Source organism: Streptomyces sp. BK79, from assembly GCF_044142145.1.
GTDB lineage: Bacteria > Actinomycetota > Actinomycetes > Streptomycetales > Streptomycetaceae > Streptomyces.
On record NZ_JBHVOC010000042.1, the window covers coordinates 1 to 22,773 of the forward strand.

General features: G+C 68.6%; 21 protein-coding genes and 3 pseudogenes. 3 read left to right on the plus strand and 21 right to left on the minus strand.

Going from position 1 to position 22,773, the window contains the following annotated elements; translation table 11 throughout:
• Positions 1-819 precede the first annotated feature (819 nt).
• Positions 820-1,095: pseudogene (locus ACFIF2_RS34475) on the minus strand (HNH endonuclease); the annotation flags it as partial.
• Between the two features lie 262 nt (positions 1,096-1,357).
• On the opposite strand from ACFIF2_RS34475, the pseudogene ACFIF2_RS34480 reads away from it, so the two are divergent.
• Positions 1,358-1,447: pseudogene (locus tag ACFIF2_RS34480) on the plus strand (IS5/IS1182 family transposase); the annotation flags it as partial.
• A gap of 418 nt (positions 1,448-1,865) precedes the next feature.
• Positions 1,866-2,279 carry a GNAT family N-acetyltransferase gene (locus tag ACFIF2_RS34485; RefSeq protein ID WP_395577232.1) on the plus strand — a complete coding sequence of 138 codons (414 nt, stop codon included), beginning with the start codon at positions 1,866-1,868 and terminating at the stop codon, positions 2,277-2,279.
• Between the two features lie 494 nt (positions 2,280-2,773).
• Here ACFIF2_RS34485 and ACFIF2_RS34490 read toward each other — a convergent pair whose 3' ends face one another.
• From ACFIF2_RS34490 to ACFIF2_RS34535, 10 genes and pseudogenes are all read right to left on the minus strand, one after another.
• Positions 2,774-4,291 carry a helix-turn-helix domain-containing protein gene (locus tag ACFIF2_RS34490; RefSeq protein WP_395577233.1) on the minus strand — a complete coding sequence of 506 codons (1,518 nt, stop codon included), beginning with the start codon at positions 4,289-4,291 and terminating at the stop codon, positions 2,774-2,776.
• Positions 4,292-4,477: 186 nt separating this feature from the next.
• Positions 4,478-4,657 (minus strand): hypothetical protein, encoded by a 180-nt coding sequence (locus tag ACFIF2_RS34495; protein ID WP_395577234.1) that lies wholly within the window; start codon positions 4,655-4,657, stop codon positions 4,478-4,480.
• A gap of 1,226 nt (positions 4,658-5,883) precedes the next feature.
• Entirely contained in the window at positions 5,884-6,960 is a 1,077-nt protein-coding gene (locus tag ACFIF2_RS34500; RefSeq protein ID WP_395577235.1) for a PleD family two-component system response regulator, read from the minus strand.
• Positions 6,953-7,180: a hypothetical protein gene (locus tag ACFIF2_RS34505; protein ID WP_395577236.1), complete on the minus strand. Its 228-nt coding sequence runs from the start codon at positions 7,178-7,180 to the stop codon at positions 6,953-6,955. Before ACFIF2_RS34505 ends, ACFIF2_RS34500 begins: the two co-directional genes overlap by 8 nt.
• Positions 7,181-7,681: 501 nt before the next feature.
• Positions 7,682-9,628: an ATP-binding cassette domain-containing protein gene (locus ACFIF2_RS34510; protein WP_395577237.1), complete on the minus strand. Its 1,947-nt coding sequence runs from the start codon at positions 9,626-9,628 to the stop codon at positions 7,682-7,684.
• Positions 9,625-10,515 carry a phosphotransferase enzyme family protein gene (locus ACFIF2_RS34515; protein ID WP_395577238.1) on the minus strand — a complete coding sequence of 297 codons (891 nt, stop codon included), beginning with the start codon at positions 10,513-10,515 and terminating at the stop codon, positions 9,625-9,627. The genes ACFIF2_RS34510 and ACFIF2_RS34515 overlap by 4 nt, the downstream gene beginning before the upstream one ends.
• Positions 10,516-11,863: 1,348 nt before the next feature.
• Positions 11,864-12,460: an AAA family ATPase gene (locus ACFIF2_RS34520; protein WP_395577267.1), complete on the minus strand. Its 597-nt coding sequence runs from the start codon at positions 12,458-12,460 to the stop codon at positions 11,864-11,866.
• On the minus strand, positions 12,457-12,648 hold the full coding sequence (locus tag ACFIF2_RS34525) for a hypothetical protein (RefSeq protein WP_395577268.1): 192 nt from the start codon (positions 12,646-12,648) through the stop codon (positions 12,457-12,459). Before ACFIF2_RS34525 ends, ACFIF2_RS34520 begins: the two co-directional genes overlap by 4 nt.
• Positions 12,649-12,805: 157 nt before the next feature.
• A pseudogene (locus ACFIF2_RS34530) lies at positions 12,806-13,060 on the minus strand (3'-5' exonuclease); the annotation flags it as partial.
• A gap of 371 nt (positions 13,061-13,431) precedes the next feature.
• The gene (locus ACFIF2_RS34535) at positions 13,432-14,640 is read right to left on the minus strand and encodes a hypothetical protein (RefSeq protein ID WP_395577239.1); all 1,209 of its coding nucleotides are present in this window, start codon (positions 14,638-14,640) and stop codon (positions 13,432-13,434) included.
• A gap of 166 nt (positions 14,641-14,806) precedes the next feature.
• On the opposite strand from ACFIF2_RS34535, the gene ACFIF2_RS34540 reads away from it, so the two are divergent.
• On the plus strand, positions 14,807-15,313 hold the full coding sequence (locus ACFIF2_RS34540; RefSeq protein ID WP_395577240.1) for an NUDIX domain-containing protein: 507 nt from the start codon (positions 14,807-14,809) through the stop codon (positions 15,311-15,313).
• A 20-nt stretch (positions 15,314-15,333) separates the two neighbouring features.
• On the opposite strand, the gene ACFIF2_RS34545 is transcribed toward ACFIF2_RS34540, so the two are convergent.
• The 10 genes from ACFIF2_RS34545 to ACFIF2_RS34590 all read right to left on the minus strand — a co-directional run bounded on the left by ACFIF2_RS34545 (position 15,334) and on the right by ACFIF2_RS34590 (position 22,700).
• A complete protein-coding gene (locus ACFIF2_RS34545; RefSeq protein WP_395577241.1) occupies positions 15,334-15,879 on the minus strand; it encodes an NUDIX hydrolase in 546 nt (181 codons plus the stop codon).
• The gene (locus ACFIF2_RS34550; protein WP_395577242.1) at positions 15,876-16,721 is read right to left on the minus strand and encodes a class I SAM-dependent methyltransferase; all 846 of its coding nucleotides are present in this window, start codon (positions 16,719-16,721) and stop codon (positions 15,876-15,878) included. Before ACFIF2_RS34550 ends, ACFIF2_RS34545 begins: the two co-directional genes overlap by 4 nt.
• A gap of 62 nt (positions 16,722-16,783) precedes the next feature.
• Entirely contained in the window at positions 16,784-17,713 is a 930-nt protein-coding gene (locus ACFIF2_RS34555) for a DUF2797 domain-containing protein (protein ID WP_395577243.1), read from the minus strand.
• A 38-nt stretch (positions 17,714-17,751) separates the two neighbouring features.
• Positions 17,752-18,444, minus strand: a complete 693-nt coding sequence (locus ACFIF2_RS34560) for a dTMP kinase (RefSeq protein ID WP_395577244.1) — start codon at positions 18,442-18,444, stop codon at positions 17,752-17,754.
• Positions 18,441-19,520 carry a hypothetical protein gene (locus tag ACFIF2_RS34565; RefSeq protein WP_395577245.1) on the minus strand — a complete coding sequence of 360 codons (1,080 nt, stop codon included), beginning with the start codon at positions 19,518-19,520 and terminating at the stop codon, positions 18,441-18,443. The genes ACFIF2_RS34560 and ACFIF2_RS34565 overlap by 4 nt, the downstream gene beginning before the upstream one ends.
• Positions 19,517-20,344 (minus strand): hypothetical protein, encoded by an 828-nt coding sequence (locus ACFIF2_RS34570; protein ID WP_395577246.1) that lies wholly within the window; start codon positions 20,342-20,344, stop codon positions 19,517-19,519. The genes ACFIF2_RS34565 and ACFIF2_RS34570 overlap by 4 nt, the downstream gene beginning before the upstream one ends.
• Positions 20,341-20,970, minus strand: a complete 630-nt coding sequence (gene folE / locus ACFIF2_RS34575) for a GTP cyclohydrolase I (protein WP_395577247.1) — start codon at positions 20,968-20,970, stop codon at positions 20,341-20,343. Before folE ends, ACFIF2_RS34570 begins: the two co-directional genes overlap by 4 nt.
• 56 nt (positions 20,971-21,026) lie before the next feature.
• Complete coding sequence (locus ACFIF2_RS34580; RefSeq protein ID WP_395577248.1) at positions 21,027-21,758, minus strand: 7-carboxy-7-deazaguanine synthase QueE; 732 nt, start codon at positions 21,756-21,758, stop codon at positions 21,027-21,029.
• A gap of 8 nt (positions 21,759-21,766) precedes the next feature.
• The gene (locus ACFIF2_RS34585; protein WP_395577249.1) at positions 21,767-22,177 is read right to left on the minus strand and encodes a 6-pyruvoyl trahydropterin synthase family protein; all 411 of its coding nucleotides are present in this window, start codon (positions 22,175-22,177) and stop codon (positions 21,767-21,769) included.
• Positions 22,178-22,232: 55 nt separating this feature from the next.
• Positions 22,233-22,700, minus strand: coding sequence for a DUF6082 family protein (locus tag ACFIF2_RS34590; protein ID WP_395577250.1), 468 nt, complete (start codon positions 22,698-22,700; stop codon positions 22,233-22,235).
• Positions 22,701-22,773 lie beyond the last annotated feature (73 nt).

The window sequence follows — 22,773 nt, forward strand, 5'->3', positions numbered from 1 at the left end:
AAGGTCGTTTCAAAATGGCGGGTCGTCCGCGTAGCCCTCTGCATGCACCTGCATGTCCGTGCCTTGCTGGAAGAGAGTGACGTCTTCCCCCCAGCGAGCGAGTGTTTCGATCGCCCGCAGCCGGTACGGGGAGTCGTCGGCAGCAAGAGCCCGGGCATCCTTGCGTAGAGCTTCGACGTGATGAGCTAGGACGGGTGACGTAAGCAACGGAAGTGCACTGGCCAGGGCGGCCCTGCGGATCTCCGGCTCGCGGTCCGCAAGGAAGGGGTGGATGGCATCAAAGAGGGTGGGTCGAAGGACGCGGAACGCTTCGATGTCGACAGCATACCCGTCAGGTGACTCTTCGTTGGCGTCTTCGGCGGTGCTGCCGAGCCAGTCCAGAAGGCCGACGCGAAGGAAGAATCCAGGCTCCTCAGTGGAATGTGAAGCTTCTCCCCGTCTCTTGTCAGTGACGATGGCAAGAGTCCGCGGGTGCCCGAGGATCGCCGCGACAAATGACGCTGCAGGGGCCGTGGCACTGTAGAAGGTGTTCTGATGGGTGATGGCCTGTTGCAGGTCGCGGAGGGCAGCGCCCTGGTTGCGCGCGTCGTCGTCGAGTAGTTGTCGCAAGATCACGGGCGTCACTGGAGCAACGTTCGGACAGCAGTGCTCCACCGAACTCCAGTCTGTCCGTAGCAGCAGTTCCTCCGGATCAACGGCACGACCGTGCGCACTCTCCAAGCTCATCCGGCGAGTGTGACAGTCCGCCAGTGCATCACTGCCGCCAGGGCCCGACAGCCTGGTCACTGGGCCGGCTCTTGGACAATCGGCGCAGGCAGATGACTGCCGGCATCGGGGCCCGACCGCGGGTGGCTCGACGGCCTCGTCGATGAGGACCTCGTTGCGTGTGGAGCAGCCGTCGGACGGGTCGTCCCCGGTGTTCCAGTGGCGGAAGGCGTTGCGGTCGTAGCCCTCACGGGATTCGGTCCCGACCGGTAGTCGGGTGACGGCTTGGGTGAGGGGGAGCGTCTGGGCCGCGTGGGCGGGCGTGGACGCGACGATGGACAGGACGGCGAGAGACGCGGCGGCCAGGCCGCGCAACACAGAGGTGAGCATGACCTGTTGATAGCGGCCAACGGCGGGGCGCGTTGAGTGGTTTGCTGAGTGCGCCGCCCGTGTGAGTGGATTGGTCATACCGGACGGAACCCCAATGTGACCGTGCGCTGCCTGCGCGCCGTACAGGAATCGTGACCACCGCAGCTCCACTGTCTCTCACCGGCTGGGCGCTGCTCACGGGTGGCTGAATTGAACGACTGGCGGAACGGGACGTGGCCGAGTCGCTTCACTCTTCGGTCGAGGCGATGCTGCCCGTCACCACGAGGAAGAGGACAACGCGCAGCATCGCATGCCCCGCGCCCGCGTCGAGCACATCTTCTCCCGCAGGAAGAACTACAAGATCCTCCGCGAAGATGCCGGTCACCGGGCAGACGCCCGGCGGCCGGTCCCGTGCCCGCACCGCCGCCCAGCAGGGCGGGGGAGGAGGCTACGCGACGGGCTTGTACGTCACTTGCTGCTCCGGGCAGTCGCCCGCGGCCTCCCGCAGCGCTGCGACCTCCGTTTCGTCCGTGGTCAGGTTCCGGCGCAGTTTCGTGCCCACCTACTCGGCGATGTACCGGCAGTGCACCTCGGATGCCGGCGGCGGCCGCCGGGCCGGGTCCTGATCCGGCGGAAGACCTGAACCAACCGTGGCTTCAGTTGGGGTAGTTCCCTACTGCACGTCCTACCTGATCACGTCCCGACCGAGTTGCGTTCCTCTATCGTGAGGATCATGACTGTGGAGATAAGCGAGCTGGTTGAGGGCCACGAGAGCGGCCTGCGCGCCTTGCTTGTCGCGGAGGGCATGTCTCCACGCCGAAGCTCTTCTCGATCACGGCTGGCGGCCCTATGAGCGTCTCTATGTCGCGCTGGCGGGCTCTGCGGTCGTAGGGTTCATCGAAGGCACGTTCACGGATCGTGAGATCTTCGGGTCCGGCGAAATTCCGCCGCCCAGGGCGCGCATCGTGCAACTGGTCGTCGCCGCGCGCTCACGGCGCACCGGCGTCGGCAGCGCGCTCGTGGGACGCTTCTCCGTCGATGCCGAGGCCGCCGGACTGGACGGTCTCGTCCTGTACCCCGAGCCCGACCGTGCCGATGTGCGCAGGGCGTTCTTTCACCACTGCGGAATGCGTCCTGTGACCGGGACTTCCCTCCTCGGCGCTCGTCTGGACACCGTTCGCACCGCGCTCGTCTCACGGCCCTGACACGGTCGTTGAACCTTCGGGTCGCCCACGCGCAGATGGTCGCCGGGCGGGCAGTCGGCCGATGGGCCGTCTGTGCGTGGGCGGGGCCAGCTTCCTGTTCCGGCCCGACGTCGTGCGCGTCGATGCACTCGCTCCGCGAGCGGGGATCACAGATGGCGGCATAGGCGCCCCTGCCCGCGATCAGAACGGGTGCTGGTTCACGGCGTCTGGTCTTGCGGCAGGTTCACCTCCGCGTCGACGTACCCGAAGCCGTGGGCCATGTGCATCGGCGTCTCCTGCGGCAGACGCGTCTGCTCCGCGTTCCGTGGCGGGCGAAGCGGTGATGGTGACGGCTATCTGCGGCCTGGGACCGCCGTCGCGCGTGCCGAACGGCGCGGGGTCGATGAACGTGTCCAGCCGGCCGCCGACGTCGGCCCATGTTGTCGGTCCGGTAAGCAGTTACCTGCGTACCGCACGTCCAGGGGTCTGGCTCTGGCCGGATCGTCAGCGGGCTGTCAGGTGCCGCCCAGGGGTGTGATGGTGGCGGGCTGGAGGGGGGCGCGGTGGCGGAGGGCTTCGGTGAGGGTTGTGAGTGTGCGGCGGCGGTGGGCGCCGGCCGGGTGCTGTTTGGCGTGTTTGTGCAGGAGGCGGGCGCGGCCGTCTTCGACGGTGCGGTCCTCGGTGAGGACTTTGCTGAAGGTTTTCATGACGGCGTCGGGTCCCGCGATACCGTCCGGTCCGGGGGCGATGGGCTGTGCGTTTGTGGTGTCGTCCGGGGTGGACGCGCTGGGGGAGTCTGCTGGATCGCGGGTGGGTGGTGTCTGGAGGGCTGTTTCGGGGGTGGTTTCGTGGTGGGCTTCGTGGAGGAGCTGGTGGAAGTGGTCGGTGTCGCCGCCCAGGAGCTGGACGAAGGTGTTCAGGACCTCGGGGGGTGGCAGGACGGCGGCCTCGAGGAGGGAGTCGACGGTGCCGGCGGTGAGGACCCAGCGGCTGGCGACGGCTACGTCGATGGGGGTGGGCCGGCCTGCGCGCAGGTGCAGGGTGTGGATAGCGGCGCGGAGGCGTTCGGCAGCGGCCAGGACGGGGGTGTCCGGGCTTTTGGTGTGGCTACTGGCCTTGTAGCGGAGTTTCTCCGACTCCCACACGGTTCGCAGTACTTCGGGGTCGGCGCCGCAGGTGTGGGCGAACTTGCGGGTGAGTTCCCAGGTGGGGACGCGTTCGCCGGACAGGATGCGGGACAGGTAGGAGGCGGAGCAGCCGATCCGGCTACTGACGTCCTTGTTGGTGAGCTGGGCGGTGCGGATCAGCATGGACAGGATCGGTGAGAGCCGGTTGTAGGCGGCGCCTGAGGACTCGATGGGCGAGGTCTGGTCCGGGCCCTCTCCGCGGTCGCCGGCCGTGTCGCCGGGCTCGCCTCCCGGATCCCCGGCCCCGTCGCGAGCGTTGCCGGAGGTAGTGGAGAAGAGGGCCGAGAGGGAGGTGGGGGCGGTCTCGGAGCGGTTGAAGCGGGCGAGGCGGCGCAGGACGTAGCGGTCTGTGTAGCGGTGGCGGGCTGTGTCCTCACTGATCCGCAGGATGGAGCTGACCGCGGCCCAGGTGACACGCCGGTAGCGGGCCCGGCCGACCATCGCCGCGGTGAGTCCGTCCAACTGCTCCTGGAGCTGGACGACGCGCCGCAGCGGCTCCTCCCCGTCCAGGGACGGCAGTAGCCGCGCGAGGTCGCGGGCACCGTCCTGGATGTCCCGCGCGAGCTCGGCGAGCAGTTCGTCCCCCGCGCACGGACCGTGCCCGGCAGCGTATGCGGCCGGCGCGGGCCGGGGCCCCGGCTGCTCCACCGCGGGCTGCTGCTCCGTTTGCGGCGGGTGCACCGTGCCGCTGCCGCTGCCGCTGCCGCTGCCGCCGCTGCTGGTGCTGGTGCTGGTGCGGCGCCGGTGGGCGGCCTGGCGGCAGGGGGCACCGCAGTACTTCCTCGGCCGGCCCTTTCCCGGGCCTGAGCGGAGAGGAGAGCCGCAGAACTCACAGATGTCACTCACTGTTGTATCCGTCCGTAACGAAAAGGGTTCACAACGGGTTACGTGGCGCTGATACACCCGAAAATCCCCGGGTTTTGTCACATGCCGCGCCGTTCGGGATGCAGGCCGCGCTCGGCAGGAGGTCTGCACCCCGCGAGGTCGGCGGGTGGGGCCCGTCGGCGTTGGGCCCCACCCGCCTTCGGCCTCTCAGTGCCGGTGGCGGCGGGTCTGGACGAGGCGGAGTACGGCGCCGGACAGCGCAGCACCGAGGACGGTGGCGGCCTCGGAGGAGACGGCCACGTGAATCTGCGGGCGGAAGATGAGCATGTACCCGATGAACACGAGCCCGATGAACGCGGCGATGGCTCGCTTGCCAAAGCGGTTCACGTCACGGAACTTTTCGTTACGGACATTACGCTTGTGACGAGCGAAGCGGCCGGAAGGTTGTTTCGCCGTGCGGCGCCGGCGGGTAGATCGCCCCATAGGGCACTCCCTTTCTGGATTGTTGCACCGAGCGTGCGGGACTTCGGACTTGGTTTGGACGACGTTGTACGAGGTCCCGCACGCAATCTGAGGGTGAAGCTACCGATACACAGTGCGATAAGCTAATCACCCAAAAGCCTCACTGTGGCGCATAATTCCGGTTGCCCCAGGACGGTAGATTTTTTGTCGTCCTGCGGGCCGAAATCTCCCTGACTTCCGTTTCCACGCGTGTCAGCCACGGCCGATTTCCATCCCCGCACTCATTCGGTCATCTTCGGTCATCCGCTTACAAGTGAAGCGGTAGCGTTATGCGGGGAAATGGTCAGCGAGCGTCGCGTCATGCTCAAGAATGAGAAAAATTGGACGCACGTAGGGCGTACCACGACCGGCGACGTGCAATTGCGCGATCGTAAGAGATCGTAGATATATGCCGTCGCCGGACAGCGGGCGACAGGTGTCGCCCGCTGTCCGAAACCGAGGGCGGACGAGTCAGGGCTCGGTGACCTGCACACGCCGGAGAAGGGACGTAGGCGTCGGCCGGGTTCACGTCCAGCACGTGGGCGACGACGAGCTCGCCCAGGACGAGCGCGATCATGGCGTCGGCCGTGCAGTGTCAGTTCGCCAACGCGGCAGCCAGCCGGGGGCCAAGTGCCACCGACGGTCCGCCGCCCCATGTGAAGATGACCGGTGGGACCAATCGACTCGACCCCCGAGGCGTCGTCGGGACATCGGTTGCAACTGGGTGCCGCGTCCAGGCCCGGTAGGAGTAGCCGTCACCAGGAGAAGGAGTTGGCGGGCGTCACGCACCAGGAGTCCAGATCCGGCGCACCGGCCCGCCGGCCTGCGCACCGACCTGCAGGTCGAAGCACCCGCTGCCCCCAGCAGCGGCCAGCACACAGTCAGAGTCGTCATCGAGGCCAAAGGATGCTGGAATCCCGAACTGGCCGACACGGCCCAGACGCAGCTGCGCGCCTACCTCAGCGAGCCGCACACCGCTGGTCTCCCCCTCGTTTCACCCTGACCTTGCCCGATGGGCATGTCCGGTTTTCCCCTTAACAGAGCACAGGACGGTCGGGCGCCCGGCCCCGTACCTTGGATGTGTACCAGGCCGGGTGGTGCCGCCCTGCGGTCTACTGGCTGTGGCGCTCCAGGTAGATGGAGGTGAAGACGGCGACTTTGGCACGCAGGGCCCATGGGTCAAAGGGCTTGCTGATGTAGTCGACGGCGCCAGCCGCGTACCCGCGGGCGGAGTGTTCGGAGCCCGTTCCCATCGCGGTCAGGAAAATGATGGGGACGTCTCGCGTCCTCGGGCGGCGCTTGATGTGAGCGCAGGTCTCATAGCCGTCCATCTCCGGCATTTGTACGTCCATGATGATGACAGCGAAATCGTCGTGGTCGAGAAGGGCTTTGAGGGCCTCCCGGCCGGAAGAGACTGTGACCAGTTCCTGTTCGAGCGTCGCCAGAACTGCGGTCATCGCCAGTAGGTTGTCCGGCTGATCATCGACGATGAGGATCTTGGGCATGTTTTGCGGTCCTGTCGGTAGCGCAGCCGCTGCGGCCTGCTCGACGGCATCGAGCTGGCGTTCGAGAAGGTCGCAGCGGCCTTCCGCCGCAGCACGCTGAGCTTGTGCCTCCCGCAGGGCTTCTCCCAGGCGTTCTACTTCCAGCTGGAGCACGTCGCGTTCCCGGATGAGACCGGAGACATCTGGATGTGCCTGCGCAAGCGCGTCCGCCCGCTTCTGTTCGGCAATGCGGTCGGCCTCCAGCTGATTGAGCCGCGTCTCCAGGTCAGCGATGCGCTGTGTCCGGTCCAGCAGCGCATCGCCCAGGACGTCGCCGCGGACACTGGAACGTCGGGACACATGATCTGCGTCGGCCAGCTGCTGTTCCAGGATCTCCACTGCGTGTTTGGGGGAGGATGCGGCGTCCACGGCCGATCCGTACAGGACCCGTACCAACTCGATGGCCTCGGTGGTGACTGCGGTCCCACGGTGTTCGGCAACATCGGCGAAGAGGTCGCTGATGACCTGCCACGGAGGTAACCGAGTACCATTCAGGTAGCGAGAGACCGTGCCCGGATCGAGTCGGCGCCGTGCCGCATACCGTCGGACGGACAGGTGCAGGCTCTCGAAGAGTTCACGCAGCGCCTCGGCCAAGGCTCGGGAAGCACCGTTGAGGTCCTCTCCCAAAGGACGCAGTTCACCCATGGCTCTCCCCCTCGTCCGTGCCGGCCTCGTCGGCGGCGATGAGGTGGTTGAAGAAGGGCACGGCCAGTCCTGCAGCGGTCAGGCCCGCGAGCAGGCTGCGCGCGGTGCCCTCTCCGGCAACTGCCGACAGCCCGCTTGCTACCCCGCCGGTGAGTAGGGCAAGTAGAAAGATCAGGGCTGATCTCAGCGACAGCAGAGGACGGTCCACTGTGGTCTCCATTCATCCAACCCGTCGCGTGTCAACGGGACTTGGGTTTGTCCGGACGGTTTCGGACGGAGTACCAGGATGGGCGAAGCCGGGGGTGTTGCAGTCCACGATCCGAAAGTGGAGCAGCACAGACTTCCTGTTGCGCAGGCATTGTCGCCGTTCACGGTGTATTCCTGCCGGTCGAAAGCTTTTGCGGCGCGCCTGTTGCCAGGACGTTGCTGTGCAACGCTGTGGGTCTGCTGCAACGCCCGGCACTGCAGAGCAGCTCAGTCTGGCGAGCTCCTGCGGATGGAGCCCTCAGCCACGCCCTGTGCAGGAGACAACCGCCGACTGTCGGCGCGCCGTCCCCGACGTTCCGTCCTGCGTCGTGCCCGTGCCCAGCGGTGGGACGGGGCGGCGAGGGCGTTGACTGCTTCGGGCTCGGGGTTGTGCATGGCGCTTGTTGGTGCCGGGAGTGTGGCGGGGCCGCGCTGGTTGCGCGGCCCCGTGTGGGCGTCTGCCGATGGCTGCAGGTCAGCGGTCGTGGGCGAGGGCGTACAGCTCGCCGAGCAGGCTCCCTTCGGTTGCGACGAGTTCGTCGAAGGTGCCTTGTTCCCGGATGCGGCCGTGGTCGAGGACGATGACCCGGTCGGCCATGCGTACGTTGTCGAGGCGGTGGGTGACCACGACGGTGATCCGGTCGGGGGCCATGGCGCGTAGTTCCCGGAAGATCTGGTGTTCTCCTCGGGCGTCCATCTCGCTGGTCGGTTCGTCCAGGACGAGCACGGCCGGCTGCCTGTACATGGCTCTCGCGCAGGCCAGGCGTTGCCACTGGCCTCCGGAGAGTTCGTGGCCGCCCCAGACCTGCCGGGCGAGCAGTGTGTCGAGCTGGTGGGGGAGTTCGCGCAGGGCTTTGGTCATGCCGACTCGTTCGGCCGTGTCCCAGATCCGGTCGTCGCCGTGTTCGCGGGGCTGGCCCAGGGTGATGTTCTCCCGGGCGGCGAGTGGCCAGTGTCCGTTCTTCTGCGGTACCAGGCCTACGTGCCGCCATACCGATTCGGCGTCGGTGTCGGCCAGGTCGGTGTCGTCCCAGAGCACCTGTCCGGCGGTCGGGAGGGTCAGGCCGGTGATCATGCGGATCAGCGTGGACTTGCCGGCTCCGTTCAGCCCGACCAGGGCGATGACTTCGCCGCGGTTGAGGGTGAGCGTGATCGGCTGGACGGCCGCGGTGGTTTTGTTCGGGTAGGTGTAGGAGGCGTCTTGCAGGCGGATCTGCCGCGGGGGTGTGGCGTGTGCGGTGCCGCGGGCCGTGGTCATGGCGCGGACCTCGTCGATGAACTCGTAGTAGTCGGACAGGTAGAGGCCGTGGTGGAACATCACCGTCGAGTACCGGATGATCGAGTTCAGGGCGCGTCCGGCGGTCTGCGAGGCGACGACCGCGGTGCCCGCGATCGCTGTCGACATGGCTCCGGCGAGGACGAGTCCGGCGAGCGAGGCCCACATGCCGAGGGTGAACAGGCCGCCGAGGGATGCGGCCAGCAGCGTGATCCGCAGATACGGGCGGGCTCCGGCGACCTGTTTCGACTCGACCCGGTCACACATGGACCGGTACCAGAAGTGCAGGTAGCCGCGCATGGTGTTGGCCCGCAGTTCGTCGGCGAGCTCGGCTGTCGTCAGCCACCAGCGCATCATCCCGCGGACGTTGCGGGCGGAGATCGTCTGGTCGTGGACGCGGTAGTCGACCCGTGCGGCGAGCACGCCGCCGAGACCGCGGGGGATGACGGACAGCAGCAGCACACCGAGCAGCACGGGGTGCAAGGTGGTGAGCACCGCGGCCGCAGAGGCGAGCTGGACGAGCCCGTTGGTGAGGCTCTTGGCGTCGTCGGCGAGGTCGACGGCGCGCAGCGCGCCGATCTCCGCCGCCTGGCTGCGGTCGGCGAATCCCGCCGCGTCGTAGGCGGCGAGTTCGGCGCGCATGTGGAGATCCACGAGCTGCAGATCGGCCGCGGAGGCGATCTTCGGGTTCAGGCGTCGGGTCGCCCAGTCCGCGAGGATCCACATGGCCGCTCCGGTGGCCATCGCGACGACGGCGACGGTCAGCGCCGGCCACGCGCGGGCCAGGCCTTCGCGGGGATCGTCGGCCATCAGCTGCGGAAGCCCTTGAGCGACGGCGCTGAGCATCACGGCCGTGCCGATGCCGGACAGCAGCTGGCACACGACGACCGTCCCCGCCATGCGCCGGTCGACCGACCAGGCCAGGCGGGCCGTCTGCAACAGTGCCGCGGGGATCCTGCGGGCCATTTCCCACAAGGAGGCGTCGTCCAACGCCCGCCTGTGTTTACGCCCGTTGTAGTCGAGTTCCGGCGGCGCCGACGGCTGCAGTGCGCCCTCCCGGGCCGCCGGCAGAACCACCCTCTCGCGGTGCCCGTTCTCCTTGCCGAGGGCGGGGGCGGCGGCTGTCTTGTCGTGCGGTGCGCTCATGCGAACACCCCCGCCATCAGCCGGTCCAGGGTGCGCCGTCCACGCGCGGTGACGCCCGGGTCTCCGAGCTTCGGCCCCCACACCAGACAGCTGACCGCGTCGAGCGCGGCCAGGCACGTCACGGCGTGCTGCTCCTGCGGGGTGAGGTTGCGGCCGTAGCCCTGCAGGCATGCGGCCCGCAGGTCGGGCCGGTCGACCCAGGTGGAGCAGGCCATCAGCACGAAGTCCTGCACCGCGGTCGCCGGCCGGGACCTCTCGAAGTCGATCCACCCGGTCTGCTGCAGGTCTTTCGACCACAGGATGTTGCGGTCCCACGCGTCGCCGTGGATGAACGCCAGTGGCAGCGGCGGCAGGGTCCGCAACTGCTCGGCCAGATCGCGCACCAGCTTCCGCTCCGGTGCGCTCAGCCGGTCCCCGGCCCTCGCCAGGTGCCCGTCGGCGCCATCGGCTGCGGACTGCAGCGCCCGTTCGGCCTCGGCACGCCGAGGACCGGACAGGTCACCGACTGCGTGGAGGCGGGCCAGCAGCGCGCCGGCCTGCCGATACGCGCGGGCTTCCTCCGAGGGCGCGAGCATCAGCTCATTGAGCGGCCAGCCTGCAACGGCGGTAAGGAGCAGCGCCAAGTGGTGAGCGCTCGAGGCACGCAGCTGTGGCGCGCCTCCGGCGCCGAGCGCCGGTGCCGCGCTGCGGAGCGCGAAAGTCTCGCGCTCGTACATCACGGCCTTGGGGGAGATCTTCAGGTAGAAGCGGACAGGCCCGGGCAGTACGAGCTGCCAGACGCGGGAGGCCTCACGTGGAGAAGACACTTCTTGGACGCGGGGTCGGGCGCCGAGGACCCGGCTGGCCCACGCGAGCAGGGCGGGCGGCGGCGTGCTCGGGTTGGTCATGCCCCCCACCCCGATGACGGTCGTGATGCCGAGGCGAACAGGGCACGACGGGCGTCGACCGGACGCCGGAACGCGATGGCCTGGACGGCCTGAGCGGGAGGGTTCTCGAACGCAGGGAGGGCGGTAAGCACGCGGACGGGATTCACGGAATTCTCCTCGAGAGCGGGGAAGCGGACAGAGCACCCGGACAACGTCCCTGATCACAGGGCAGACACGGTCAACCCCGGGCGACGGATCGAGTGCACGTTCGGCTCCCGGCTTGGTAGGCAAGTGCTGCACGCCTACGCCTCCGGCACAGGCTGTTCGATTCAGCCTCACGGGGGACAGGGCGCGGCCGTAGCCCGAGCAGCGGATCGCGTGACGGTGGCGACGTCACCGGACTCCTTCGGCGAAGAGGTGGATGCTCTGCGCCGCACCCTCGCTGCCGCCACTGACAACCGACCGGGGACGGCACCGTGATCCGGTCATTGTTCGCGGCCCGGCAGCGGGCAGACGACTGTGCCAGCCCGGGGCCGGTGACCTGCAGCGAAACCAGGAGAAAGGATTCTCGGCCCGACCAGCCGCAGCCCGGAATCCAGCGCCCGGCAACGTGGCCGGAACTGGCTTCAGGCCGGATGACCCTCCGGAGCGCCAGCCCCGTGAACGGGTACGACGGCCGCTAGCATCAGCCCCTTGGACGCGGTCGCCGCCCGCGCGAGGCATGGACGATCTGACGGGCGGCGCGGACTGACGGGCGGTGCGTGACATCCCGGCAGCATGGACACCACGCGGTGGTGTACATGCACCTGGTACGCCAGTTCGGTCAGGCCGCTGAAGACCGTCACGCCTCCGGCTGCGCGGGAGGGTGATCGCGGCCACCACCGTGCTCTTGGCCCGTGACGCATGAGAACGGTGAGGGCCGTTGGTTGCAGGGAGCTCTACTTCCCATCTGTCTTGCCCCGGGTGTGATCTCGATCCGTACGTTGCCCTCCGGCTGTCGTTCGATGCTCACCTGCACTGTCGGGTGCGTGGCCTGGTCTGCCTGGTCCAGAAGCGCGGACAGGCTGGGGTGGCAGGCGTTGTCTGCGTCGTCGATGTCCCAGACTGCCAGGACGCTGGAGACGAAGTCCCGGGCGAGGGCTGCCGTGTACTGGGTGCGGGGTAGGAGGGCCGTGTAGCGGCTGGGCCCGGTCATAGCGGGCCTATCGGGCAGCATGGGTGGGCATCGTTCCTGTGTGCTGGTGCCTGTGCGCGCAGGGCACAAGGAGGCCAGCCGTCTTGCGGCCGCGTGCTCTACGGCGTCGGGATGGAAGAGGTTGGGCTCGTCCGCAGCCTGTCGTCGTGATGGGGCCGGCGGGAGGAGCGGGGATCATACGAGCTCCTCCTTCAGACAGCGCTGGACGGCGACATCGACGGCGTGGGCCTGGCTGTCGGGGTCGCTGGTCACCCGCTGGTGGGGGACGACGTCGTTGGCCAGGAGCCGGTGCACGCGGTCGTCGACGAGGCGCCGGAATCCGGCGTCATAGCCGTGACTGGTGTCGACGGGCACGCTCTTGTCGAGCACGGTCGCGAAGAGCAGGTCGCACTTGGGCAGCGGCGTGGAGGCGAGGGTCAGGAGCCGTTCACGTTCGAGCCGGGGCGGTGCCTCGGACCGGAACGCCATCGCGGCCTCGAAGTAGGCGACGGCGTCGTGGGCGGCGCGGTCGATGAGGACGACGTCGGCACCCTGCGCGGCGGCATAGGTCTCGTCCAGAATACCCTGCGCGATGATCCACTCGGTGGACTGCGCGGTGTGGTGCTGCATCTTGGGCAGGCCGGCCGCGGCGGCGCGTTTGCCGAGGCGGCCGGTGCGCGCGACGGTGAGGCTGTGGCCGAGCAGCTGAATCTCTATGCGCTTCAGGAGCGTCGTCTTGCCCGTGGAGTGGGTGCCGAGCACCGCGATCCGCAAGGGCTTGGAGGAGGTCACCACAGGGTGGGGTCCCTTTCTGGTTCGGGGGCGCCGGGCAGGCCGGGCGGCACGGCCACGGCGGCCAGCTGGTCCCAGGTGTCGTAGCGAGAGGCCATAGCGATCAGGAGCTGCGCGGTGGCGTAGGCGTCGAAGGTGGCCCGATGCCTGGAGCCGGGGGCTTCGCGCAGGTCGGGCTGTACATGCACGATCAGCTTGTCCAGGCTGTACGTGCCCAGGTCGGGAAAGGTCGCCCTTGGCCAGCCGCAGGGTGTCCAGGACGCCGACGGGTTCCCAGCCGGGCAGGTGCGCGGCCAGGACGCGGTAGTCGGTGTGCGCGTGGTGCGCGCAGATCCAGGTGTTGCCGAGGAAGGCGCGTACCTGGTCGGCGACGTCGGCCCAGGCTGGTTTGTCGGCGAGGTCGGTGTTGGTCAGGCCGTGGACGCGGGTGGCGAAGGGGGTGACGGGACGGTTTGGGCGGGTCAGCCACCAGCCCGCGGTGCTCTTGTCGGGACGTCCGTCCCGGACGGGCAGCGCGGCGGTTTCGACGAGGTCGGGCGGGTTGGTGCCGTTGCCTTCGACGTCGACGACGAGCAACGCGGGCCAGGTAGCAAAGTTCATGGTGTGAAGTCCGTTCAAGTGTGCGACGAAGGGCTGGCGAGCGACTCGAGGCAAGACAGTTCTCTCGCGATAACAGCTGCTCTCGGCCGACTCCGGGTTCACTGGGCGGTCGGCCAGGTGATCGTGTGACAACGGCTGTGGTCGGGATCCGCTCTGCTTGGCCTCCAGCCGTCCGGCGCGTGACGTGGACCAGGTGGACAGGCCGGAGTTGACGACGCAGATGAGGGCGGTGGCCAGCAGGCCGGGCAGCACAGGGCGTGCAGTCGCTCGGAGGCGCTGCCGCTCGGGCGGGGCGGGCTGTGATGCTGCGCTCGATCACTCATGTGGGTTGCAGTACCTCCTGCGGGGGTTTCCGCGGGTCCGCCTGGTCGTCATGACGCAGTGAGGTCGGGGTGGAGAGCGATGGCGTCGCGAAGGAAGCTGCGCTTGGAGTAGAAGGTGTGCTCGGTCGCCCAGCCGTGACGGGCGAGGTACTCGCAGAGCCAGAGGTTGATGCGCTCCATCTCGATGAGGACCTCGTCCCGGTCGTGATCGAGGATGCTGCGCGAGCGGAGGTACTCCAGTTCGCACTGGGAAAGCACCACGTCGGGAGCAGCCAGGAGAGAGCAGCGGTCGAGAAAGACGCCGTAGACATGTCCGGTGCGCATCGACTCGCACTGGATGTCGTAGCGGACGCGTTGGAAGGGTGGCATGGCCCGAACCTGGAGGCCCAGGTCTTCGCGCAGGAACGTCTCGAAGCGGTCGGGAGTGATGTCGAGGCCCGGGGTGAGTTCCTCGCGACGGGCGAAGATGTCCTCGGTGAACCACTTCCGCTTGAGTACGTGCCCGGCGGTGACGGTGGGGATGAAGGAGGCGTAACCGATCTCGGGCTCCGGGCCGGTCACGTCGAACAGATGGTTCTCGGTGTGGTGGATCTGAAATTCGTCCCGGTACTCCGGACGGCAGCCGTCCAGCTTGCCGTCGCGCAGTGCCTTGAGCAGTTCCATGGATGCGGCCCAGATGTCCGGTGCCGGGTCGAGGGTGTACTTGTATTCCAACTCGGTGCCGGAGAAGTGCTTGCGGAAGTACCGCAGGTGGTTGTTGAGCGCCGTGCTCGACTCTGCGTGCGCTGTCAGCACGGGCCCGAGCCAGCGCAGTTCCCTGACGGGGCCGTGGCCGACTGGCTCTCGGGTGGTGCGGACGAAGCAGGCGTCCTCGGGGTGGAAGCGGATCTGCGCGTACGCGTGGTAGCCGCCGCCTGGATCTGCGGCCAGGTAGCACAGTGGCACCAGGCCGGGAGCGGCCTCGGCGCCGACCAGGTCGCGCAGGCCGGGGCCGGCGATGCCGTCGGGGAACAGTTCGCTGCCGTCGATCCTGGCCGCGCCTAGCCGAGTGCCCCCAGAGAGCAGCGCTTCGGCCGGGCAGGGCCCCAGCGCGCTCCAGCGGACTATCACCGTGGTGGCGGGCTGGCACACCTCCTGCCGTGGCACCCCTATGAGCACGATCGCCTCGCCTGGTCGGCGTGGCGCGGTGCGGTTGAGGAGGTGGACACCACCGAGGACGACCCAGGCTTCCCGATTCGAGGGCTGCTCACCGTGCACGCTGGACTCCTTCGTGTGAAGCGGGCGCCCAGGATGATCGGCCCGCGGCCCAAACAAGACCGCCGGATCGGCCGGGTCGGCTGGGTGGCTGCCTGCTCGTCGCTGCGACGCCCGGCCGCTTCGTCGGCCTAGGGTGGGAGGGGTGAGTCATGGTGTAGTCGGTCAGGTGATCTTGGACGAGGTTGTCGCGGATGCCCGCCTCGCTGTATGGGAGTTCGATGGCGCACGGGCCTGGCTGGAGGAAGCCCGTCGGCATCCGATGGAGCCGCTGGCGGCCGAGGTGTGGGTCACCGACCCTGATCTTGAGCACGTCCTGCTGGTCAAGCACCGCGTGCGCGGATGGGTGCCTCCTGGCGGCAAGGTGGAGCCGGGCGAGGCGCCGCGTGCGGCGGCGGCCCGGGAGCTGCTGGAGGAGACCGGCCTGCGCGGGGATCTGCTTCCCGAGCCCGCAGCCGTCGCGGTGCGCTCCTACCGAGCCGACTGGTCTGCGACGCTGAGCTTGTCTTATGCCGCGATCGTCGGACGCGACGTGCCGCTTGCCGGGGAGCAACACCAGCCGGCGGCATGGTTCCGTCTGGACGCCGGCTGGGACAGCGTCTTCCCCGAGGATCGCGAGCGGATCCGCGCGCACGCTCGCCGCCTGGCATCCGGCTGGGCGGAGAGGCTTCGCTGACGTAGGCCCGTGGTCGGCGTTCACAGGACGTCCTCGATCCGGTCGAGGTCGGCCGAGGACAGGGTGACGAGCTCAAGGTCGTGAAGGAAGCGGCACCACACGGGCTCGAGGCCGGGCTCGCGCTCGAACTGGGCACGGCCCAGGCATCCCTTGGCGTACGCGGCGGTCCTCAGCGCGTGCTGCTGCAGCTGGTCGGGGCGGATCCATCGAAGGGCTCGGACCTCACGGGGCGAGGGGGACAGTGATCCGTGAACCTCGGCCTGGAAGATCCACCAGTGGTGGCCGACCAGACCGCTGGTCGTGCGGCGGCAGTGGTTGGGCCGCCACTGGTTCAGCAGCGGGTGCAAGTCGGTGACGGTGAGACCGACTTCCTCGCTGACCTCGTCGCGCGCGGTTTGCTCAGGGCCACCGTGCTGGTCGATGTGGCCGGCGACCGGGGCGATTCCGGCCGGAGGGTTCGCCCGCTCGAACACCAGGAGGCCGCTCGGGGAGGTGATCAGTACCCCGACGCTTGCGTGGTCACAGCGGAGGTTTCTGCTGCTGGGTGCGGGGGAGCCCCGGGTCATGCGGCGGCGTCCGGTCGTCGCGCGACGACCACGAGCCAGCTCGTCACGGTCGGGGCGTCGGGGGCGGTCATGGCGTAGGCGGTGTCGAGGATCTGCATCCGCTGGGCGTAAGTGAAATCGCCTTCGGGCTGCGAGAAGAGGGGGACGGCCAGCCACGCCTTCTTCTCGGCCATGGTGCCGTGCTGGGCGGTGACCTCCGTGTCGACGACCTTCAGTCCGGCTGCTGTCAACTGCTTGGTGACTGTCGCCAGCGGCAGCTTCGGGGGTCTGCCCGCCTCCTTCGGCGACGGGGTGTATCCGTGGGCATCAGCGACGACTTGGCGGATGAGGGCGTTGAGGGAAGGCCCGCTGCGGGCGGACAGTTCATCGGGGTGCCGCACGCCGGCGAAGCCGCCGCCGATGTTGAAGACGAAGTGCCCGCCTGGGCGCAGGATCCGGGAGACGGCGGCGAACACGGCGCTGGTATCTGTCTTCCAGACAGCGGAGTTGCACACCACGGCATCGACGCTGGCGGCGTGGAAGTGGTCGGCGAGCCGCTCGGCCGGAGCAGTGATCCAGGTCAGGCGGCCGTCGGTGAGGGCGCGGCGGCCGACTCGCTGCATCGCGGCGGCGTTGTCGACGGAGACGAGACGGGCTCGGGACGGGATCAGGTCGAGAATCGCACGGGCGGTCGCGCCCGCTCCGCCGCACAGGTCGACCACCAGGCTGGCGTTGGCCAGAGGGGCCCGTCGGGCCAGGTCGCGGCTGGTCGCGTCGTACATGGGATGAGCCTGGGTGAAGGCGAAGTACGCCTCGGCGTTGGTGTCCTCGTCCCATCCGAGGATCGCGTCCTGGGGTGCCATGTTCCTATGGCCTCACTATTCAGGGGCGGCCCGGGTAGTGCAGGCCGGGCATTCGGACAGGGTCAAAAGAGTGCGGACTGTACGGCGGCGGGCGGCGAAGAGAACTGTGCGCCCAGGGCGATGCGCCGGCCCTTGAGGGTGCCCAGGTCGAGCAGGTAGGGCAGTTGTTCATCGTCGCAGTCAAGGGCGATGAGGACCTGGGAGCCAAGGCAGGAAAGCACCGTCCACCCGTGCTCACCGGAGCGTGGGTCGTGCGGGTACAAGGCGCGTCCGGTGCCCGACGCCCGCAGGAGATCGCCTTCGCCGGGCGGCGTCCACGGCTCCGGCGTGGCGGGGACGTTCAGGTTGCTCAGGGCCTCGGCGGCGCGGTCGAGGTGCTGCTGGTGGGCGTCGCGGGCTGGGGTGAGGTCGCGCAGCTCGGCCAGAGCTGTCAGCTTGGCCGCGGCCCGCACGGTCTGTGTCAGGCCGAGGTGGCGGGTGAGGGCATCCTCCAGGAACCGCACGGCGTGGCCGTCAGCACTCCGGGCGAGGTAGGTAGCGATCAGGGCACCCTGTTCGTCGAGACGGGACCGCTTACGGGGTTCGGCCGCGGTGCCGATCTTGGTGGTGCCGTCGGCGAACGTCGCCAGGTACAGCCAGTGCGCCTGGGCCATGTACACGGCCAGGGCGTCGGGAACGTGCCCGCCCGAGTGGAACCGGTGGGCGAAGCGGAAGTCGTCCCGGCCGGCGCAGGCCGCGCACTGGCCACCAGCCTCGGCCGGGGCCCGGTCAGGACAGGCGAGGGCCTCGACGCGGACGCGGTCGGCGAACCGGTACCGGCCGGTGCACCACCGGCCGGTACCGCTCACCTGGTAACCCAGGCGCCTGCCCATGACCGGGGTGTAGACAAGCGGTCCGCCGGTCACGGGGGCGAGCAGAAGACGGGGGTCTCCGCTCGCCCAGGTGATGCCGTGACAGACAAAAGTCCCGCTGGCGGGCAGGTCCTGGTCCATGGTGCGTTCCTTGTCGATCGGAGGGAGAGAGGGCCGGGTCAGACGGTCAGGTGCAGTCGGTCGGCCAGGGCACCGCACGCGGCCTTGAAGACCTGGTCGTGGTCCAACTGGGCGACGTCCAGCGTCAGCCAGGCGCCTCGCTGGGCCTGCTCGCGCATCTGGTCCAGAACGGTGTCCTGGTAGCGGATGAAGTCCTCGTCACCGCCGCCGGCGTGGCCGGCCTCCAGGGAAGTGAACGAGCCCTTTCGGGCGAGGGCCTCGCGGGCATCGATGTTCAGGAACAGCACGAGGTCCGGCTTCGTCAGATGCGCGAAGACCTGCTCGCATAGGCGAGGGGAGACCTGGGGGTTGACGGCGTACCGGGCGAGGATCTTGTGGTGCGCGTTGTCGAGGATCACGTGGGTACCGGCAGCGAGGGCCGGCTGGATGACGAGCCGGTCCTGCAGGGTGTACCAGGAGGCCAGGGCCAGCAGCCAGTAGTGGTCGCCGCATGCCTGGGCGACGCGGGCGTCGCGTCGGTAGACCAGCTCGTTGAGGCGGTCGAGGTAGGCGGACAGCTCCGGGTCCTGGGGGACGGCGGTGCTGTGCTTGCCGATGAGGACTGCCGAGTGGCCGGCGTCGTTGAGGGCCTGGTGCAGGCGGGCGGCGAGGGTGGACTTGCCGGCCCCGTCACCGCCGACGAAAGTGATCAGCTTCCCGGCTGCCGTGGTAGTCAGCGCGTTCGCCGTCATCGGGATTCTCCCAGGGTGTGGGTCGGGCTGGCGGTCAGGCGGCCGGTGATGATGGTGCGGATGCGGTCCACCAGGACGGCGCGCTGGCGCAGGACGTCGCTGTGACGCTCATTGGACAGGTCGGCGGGATAGTGGGTGGCGAGGTTGTTGGAAATGACGTGGAGGTAACCGAATCTGATCCCCGCCTGGCGCGCCGCCGCCCCCATGGGGCCGATCTCCGGGTCGACGAAGGCGTACGAGGCGGTGTGCTGGTCCAGCCAGTCGCGGTTCTCCAGCAGGATCGACGGGGAGGAGACGTGCAGGCCGCTGCGCACCCCGTCGTGGGCCGCGGCATAGTTGCCGAAGAAGTCGTCCCAGCTCACCATCGCCCCGCGTACCAGGCTGGTGTTGCCGGTCGCCAGCCAGGTGTTCGGTTCGATGCCAGGGGTCAGCGAGCCGACCTTGCCGACGTAGACGACATCGCGTGCGCCGAGTTCGGCAAGGCGCGCGACGACCCGTCCGGCCACGTCTCCCCAGATGCTGTGGAGGAACCCGAGGTAGACCACGCGACGGCCGGCGACTTCGGCGCGCTGCCAGGCGTAGCCGGGCCCGCGGGTCCACACTCCGTTTGCGGGCGCGAGGTACTGAAGGCCCCAGCCGACGATCACCAGGTCGCCGTCCAGCTGCAGGTCGAGTGTGTTGAGCGCTGTGCGGCACTTCTCCTGATCGGGCGGCTGATAGGTGACGGTGTCGGCGGGGCGGCCGGTCATGGCCAGGTATGTGGCGATGATCAGGGCGTAGTGCTGGACGTAGTCGGCTCCGGGGAACGCCTTGACGACGAGGTCACGGCCGTGGACTTCCGCGGTGGGCCGTTCGATGTTGAACAGTTTCCCGGTCTTCTCGTACCGGGAGATCACCGCCGTGCGGTCGTAGCCGCCGATGATGCGGATGCTGTCCCAGTCCTGGTCCTGGATGAGGTGGTGGACCTTGATCTCCAGGTAGCGCAGGAGCCTCGCGTGGGTCATGGTGTGCCCGGCTGGCTCGATCGGGGCGGCGCGCAGGAGCCCGGGGGTCGGGTCGGCGAGTAAGGGCGTCATCGGTGCTCCTCGGCGATCGTCACGGTGCTGCCGGCCGCCGCGCGAACGACGGAGATGTTCTTCCGGATGAGGTCGAACCGGTCTTCGGGGATCGGGCCGAGCTTCTCGATGCGGGGCGTGGAGGGCTTCTCGTACGGGCCTTCGGGCAGCAGGGCGACGCCCATCGCGCCGAGGATGACCGGGGCTGCGCCGTCCACGGAGGAGATCCACTCGTGCTCCTGCTGTTCGATCAGCTCCAGGTGCCCGGTCCGGCCCAGACCGAGCAGCCGGTAGACGAGCAGATCGTCGACCAGGCCGTGGTCCTGCAGGTAGGCCGTCGCCAACCAGCGGGTGCGGCACAACTGCTCGTCGGGATCCGGTCGACGTGAGGCCGGCAGGGCGATGGCCCCTGCCCAGTCGCTGGTCACGAAGGCGTCGTAGGTGCGCAGCCACTCGTCGTCGTCCGCGGCGTGCAGCACCGCACACAGCCGGAATGCATCGCCGGACAGCTCTCGGATCTCTCGCGCGGCCTTCTCGCTCGCCTTCAAGGTCGCGGCCCCGTCCCGCATGACGTCCGGCAGGATGATCTCCTTCGCGGACACCGCCAGCGCGGCCTCGACGAGGCGCTCCGCCGGCAGGGCGTAGCCGAGGTCGAAGAGCCCGTTGTCGACGATGATCTCGGCGCCGCGCTTGGCCTCGCGAGCGAAGAAGGCCCGATAGCTCTCGTCGGACAGCACGCGCTGGGCGGCCACGTGGTGGATGCGGGCCGGCTCCTGGGCGACGAAGTCTTTCAGGTAGGCGGGCGGGGCGATGACGGAGAAGTCGATGCCCGTGGTGGTGATCACGGCGCCCTCCACATGCCGGTGGTGAGGGTGATGAACCGCTGGGAAAGGACGGGGTCGGTACCGAAGCGCCCGCCCGAGTGCACCGTGGTGGTGCGAGCCTCCTCCATCCGCACCCCCCGCATGCCCATGCACAGGTGCACGCCGCGCACGGCCACGGCGACGTCCTCGTGTCCGATCACGCCGTTGAGGTATTCGGCGACCTGGCGGGTGAAGCGCTCCTGGACCTGCAGTCGGCCGGCGAAGTGCTGGGCGATCCGCCCGAACTTCGACAGGCCCACTACCTCTCCGTCCGGCACGTATCCGGCCGTGACCTGCAGGTTCATGGGCAGCATGTGGTGCTCGCAGAGCGACCACACGCTCATGCCGCCCACGATGACCAGCTGACCTCCCAGCTGGGACTCGGTGAAGGAGGTGGCCGTTGAGGCGCCGTCCGGGGACAGGAAGGCGTTCCACCAGGCCGCGACGCGGCCCGGGGTGCCGGACAGCCCCTCGCGGGCGGGGTCCTCACCCAGCTCGACCAACAGCTGATGGATCAAGCCGGCGACCCGGCCGGTGTCGATGACTGCAGCGGGCCCTGCGACGGCAGCCGTCGGCGCCACCGCAGGGCTGGCAATAGAGGTCGTCATGGGCGTCTCTCGTTTCCGGGGACTGGGGAACGGATGGGGCGTGGAGTCGCGTGCGGTCAGCGGCCCCGAGTGTCCGCGAAGGCCAACACGTGAAGGCGGGTGGTGAAGTACCAGTGCCGGGCCGCGACCCCGTCCGCGAGGACCCGTGTGGTCGCGGTGATCACCTCGGGGGTAGTGCCCTCCGGCATCACCCAAACCGGCGCCAGCCGGTGGGCGTCGGCCAGTTCGGCGATCCGGTCGAGGTCGGCCAGCGTCGAAGCGACGAACTTGAACACCGCCTGCCCGGACCCCACGAACGCCTCCAACGCGGCGGGCACGATGCTCTTGGTCTCCTTCACGCCGAAGCTGGCAAGCTTGGGCGAGACGTTGAAACGGACCCCGTCGGCCACCAGCTCGGGAACGGGCGCGATGGTGCCGTTCGTCTCGAACTCGACCCGCTTGCCAGAGGCCAGCAGCCCCCGGACGAGAGGCACCAGTCGCGCCTGTTGGATCATCGGTTCACCGCCAGTGATCACGACCAGCTCGACCGGTGAAGACGCGGCCCAGGCCACCAGGTCCGCCACGGACCGCTTTGTCGACTCCTTGCGCTGGTCGAACCGGGACCAGTCCCAGGTGTACTTCGTGTCGCACTTCGTGCAGGTCAGATTGCACCTGGACAGGCGGATGAACAGGGCAGGGTGCCCGCAGCTCGGCCCCTCGCCCTGAAACGTCGGCACCTCTGTACCGAAGCACTCCGCGACGATCAGGACATCGCCCTCGGCTGCCTCCGGCTCGGGTCCCAGCCGCATTGTCGTCGTCATTGCCCCTCCGCGTCGAAGCGGGCCCAGCTGCTCGCGGTCTCGCGGACCAGGACCGCGACAAGGCGGCCGGGAATCGCCGACTGGAGGTTCTGGGTGAACCAGCCGGCCAGGAACTGGGCCAAGCGCTCCGAGGTGGGCTCAAAGGGCAGAACCTCGTGCAGGTTGTGGTGGTCTAGCTCGGCCTCCAGGAACGCCTTGAACGGAGCGAGCACACCGAAGTCCGTGACGAAGCCGGGCCCCTCCAACGCGGGAGCGGTGAGGATGACCTCAACCTCGTAGCTGTGCCCGTGCTGGTGCGAGCACTTGTGCTCGTGCGGCAGTCCAGGAAGCCGGTGGCCGGCCTCGAAGCTGAACTTCTTACCGATGGTGAAAACACCGGATGGCAGTGGAACGGCAGCGAAGTCCATTGGTTTCCTCCCAAGAGTGAGGGTCTGGCTCGGGCGGGATGAGGCAACGGCCTCCTCAGGCGGCCGAGGGCTGTGCCAGGGGGCGGGTCTTCGCGGCCTGGACCAGCACCCGGGTGAAGTGCTCGGCCCGCTCGTCGCCCTCGGCCTCCTGAGCACGGAGGTCGCCGAAGCGCTGCCAGTAGCGCCGGCAGACGTCGCTGCACATGACCATCTCTGCGTAGAACGGCAGATGTCCGTCACGGACGCGGCCGAGGCAGTGTCGGAAGCTGAGGGCGCAGATAAGTCGGTTGGCCGACATGAGCTGCATGTACTCCTCGGCCTTCATATCCTCGGGCTTCCACAGCTCGGCGAGGTCGGCGTTGGTGGACACCCGGTTCAGCCAGTCGAGCTGGTTGCCCGCCAGGAGCGTTTCGTGCCGCTCGGCCTGGTGCCGCGCGTCCTGCCTGAGCCGGGCGGCTCCGACCATGGCGGTGGTGAATGAGAGGGCAGCACTGGCTGCGAGGACGGCGGTGGTGAGCTTCATCGCTTAACGATCCTTTCGCAGGACGGAGTCGCGGTCGGCAGGCCGACTGGTGGAGAACCTGGGGGTCGCGTGT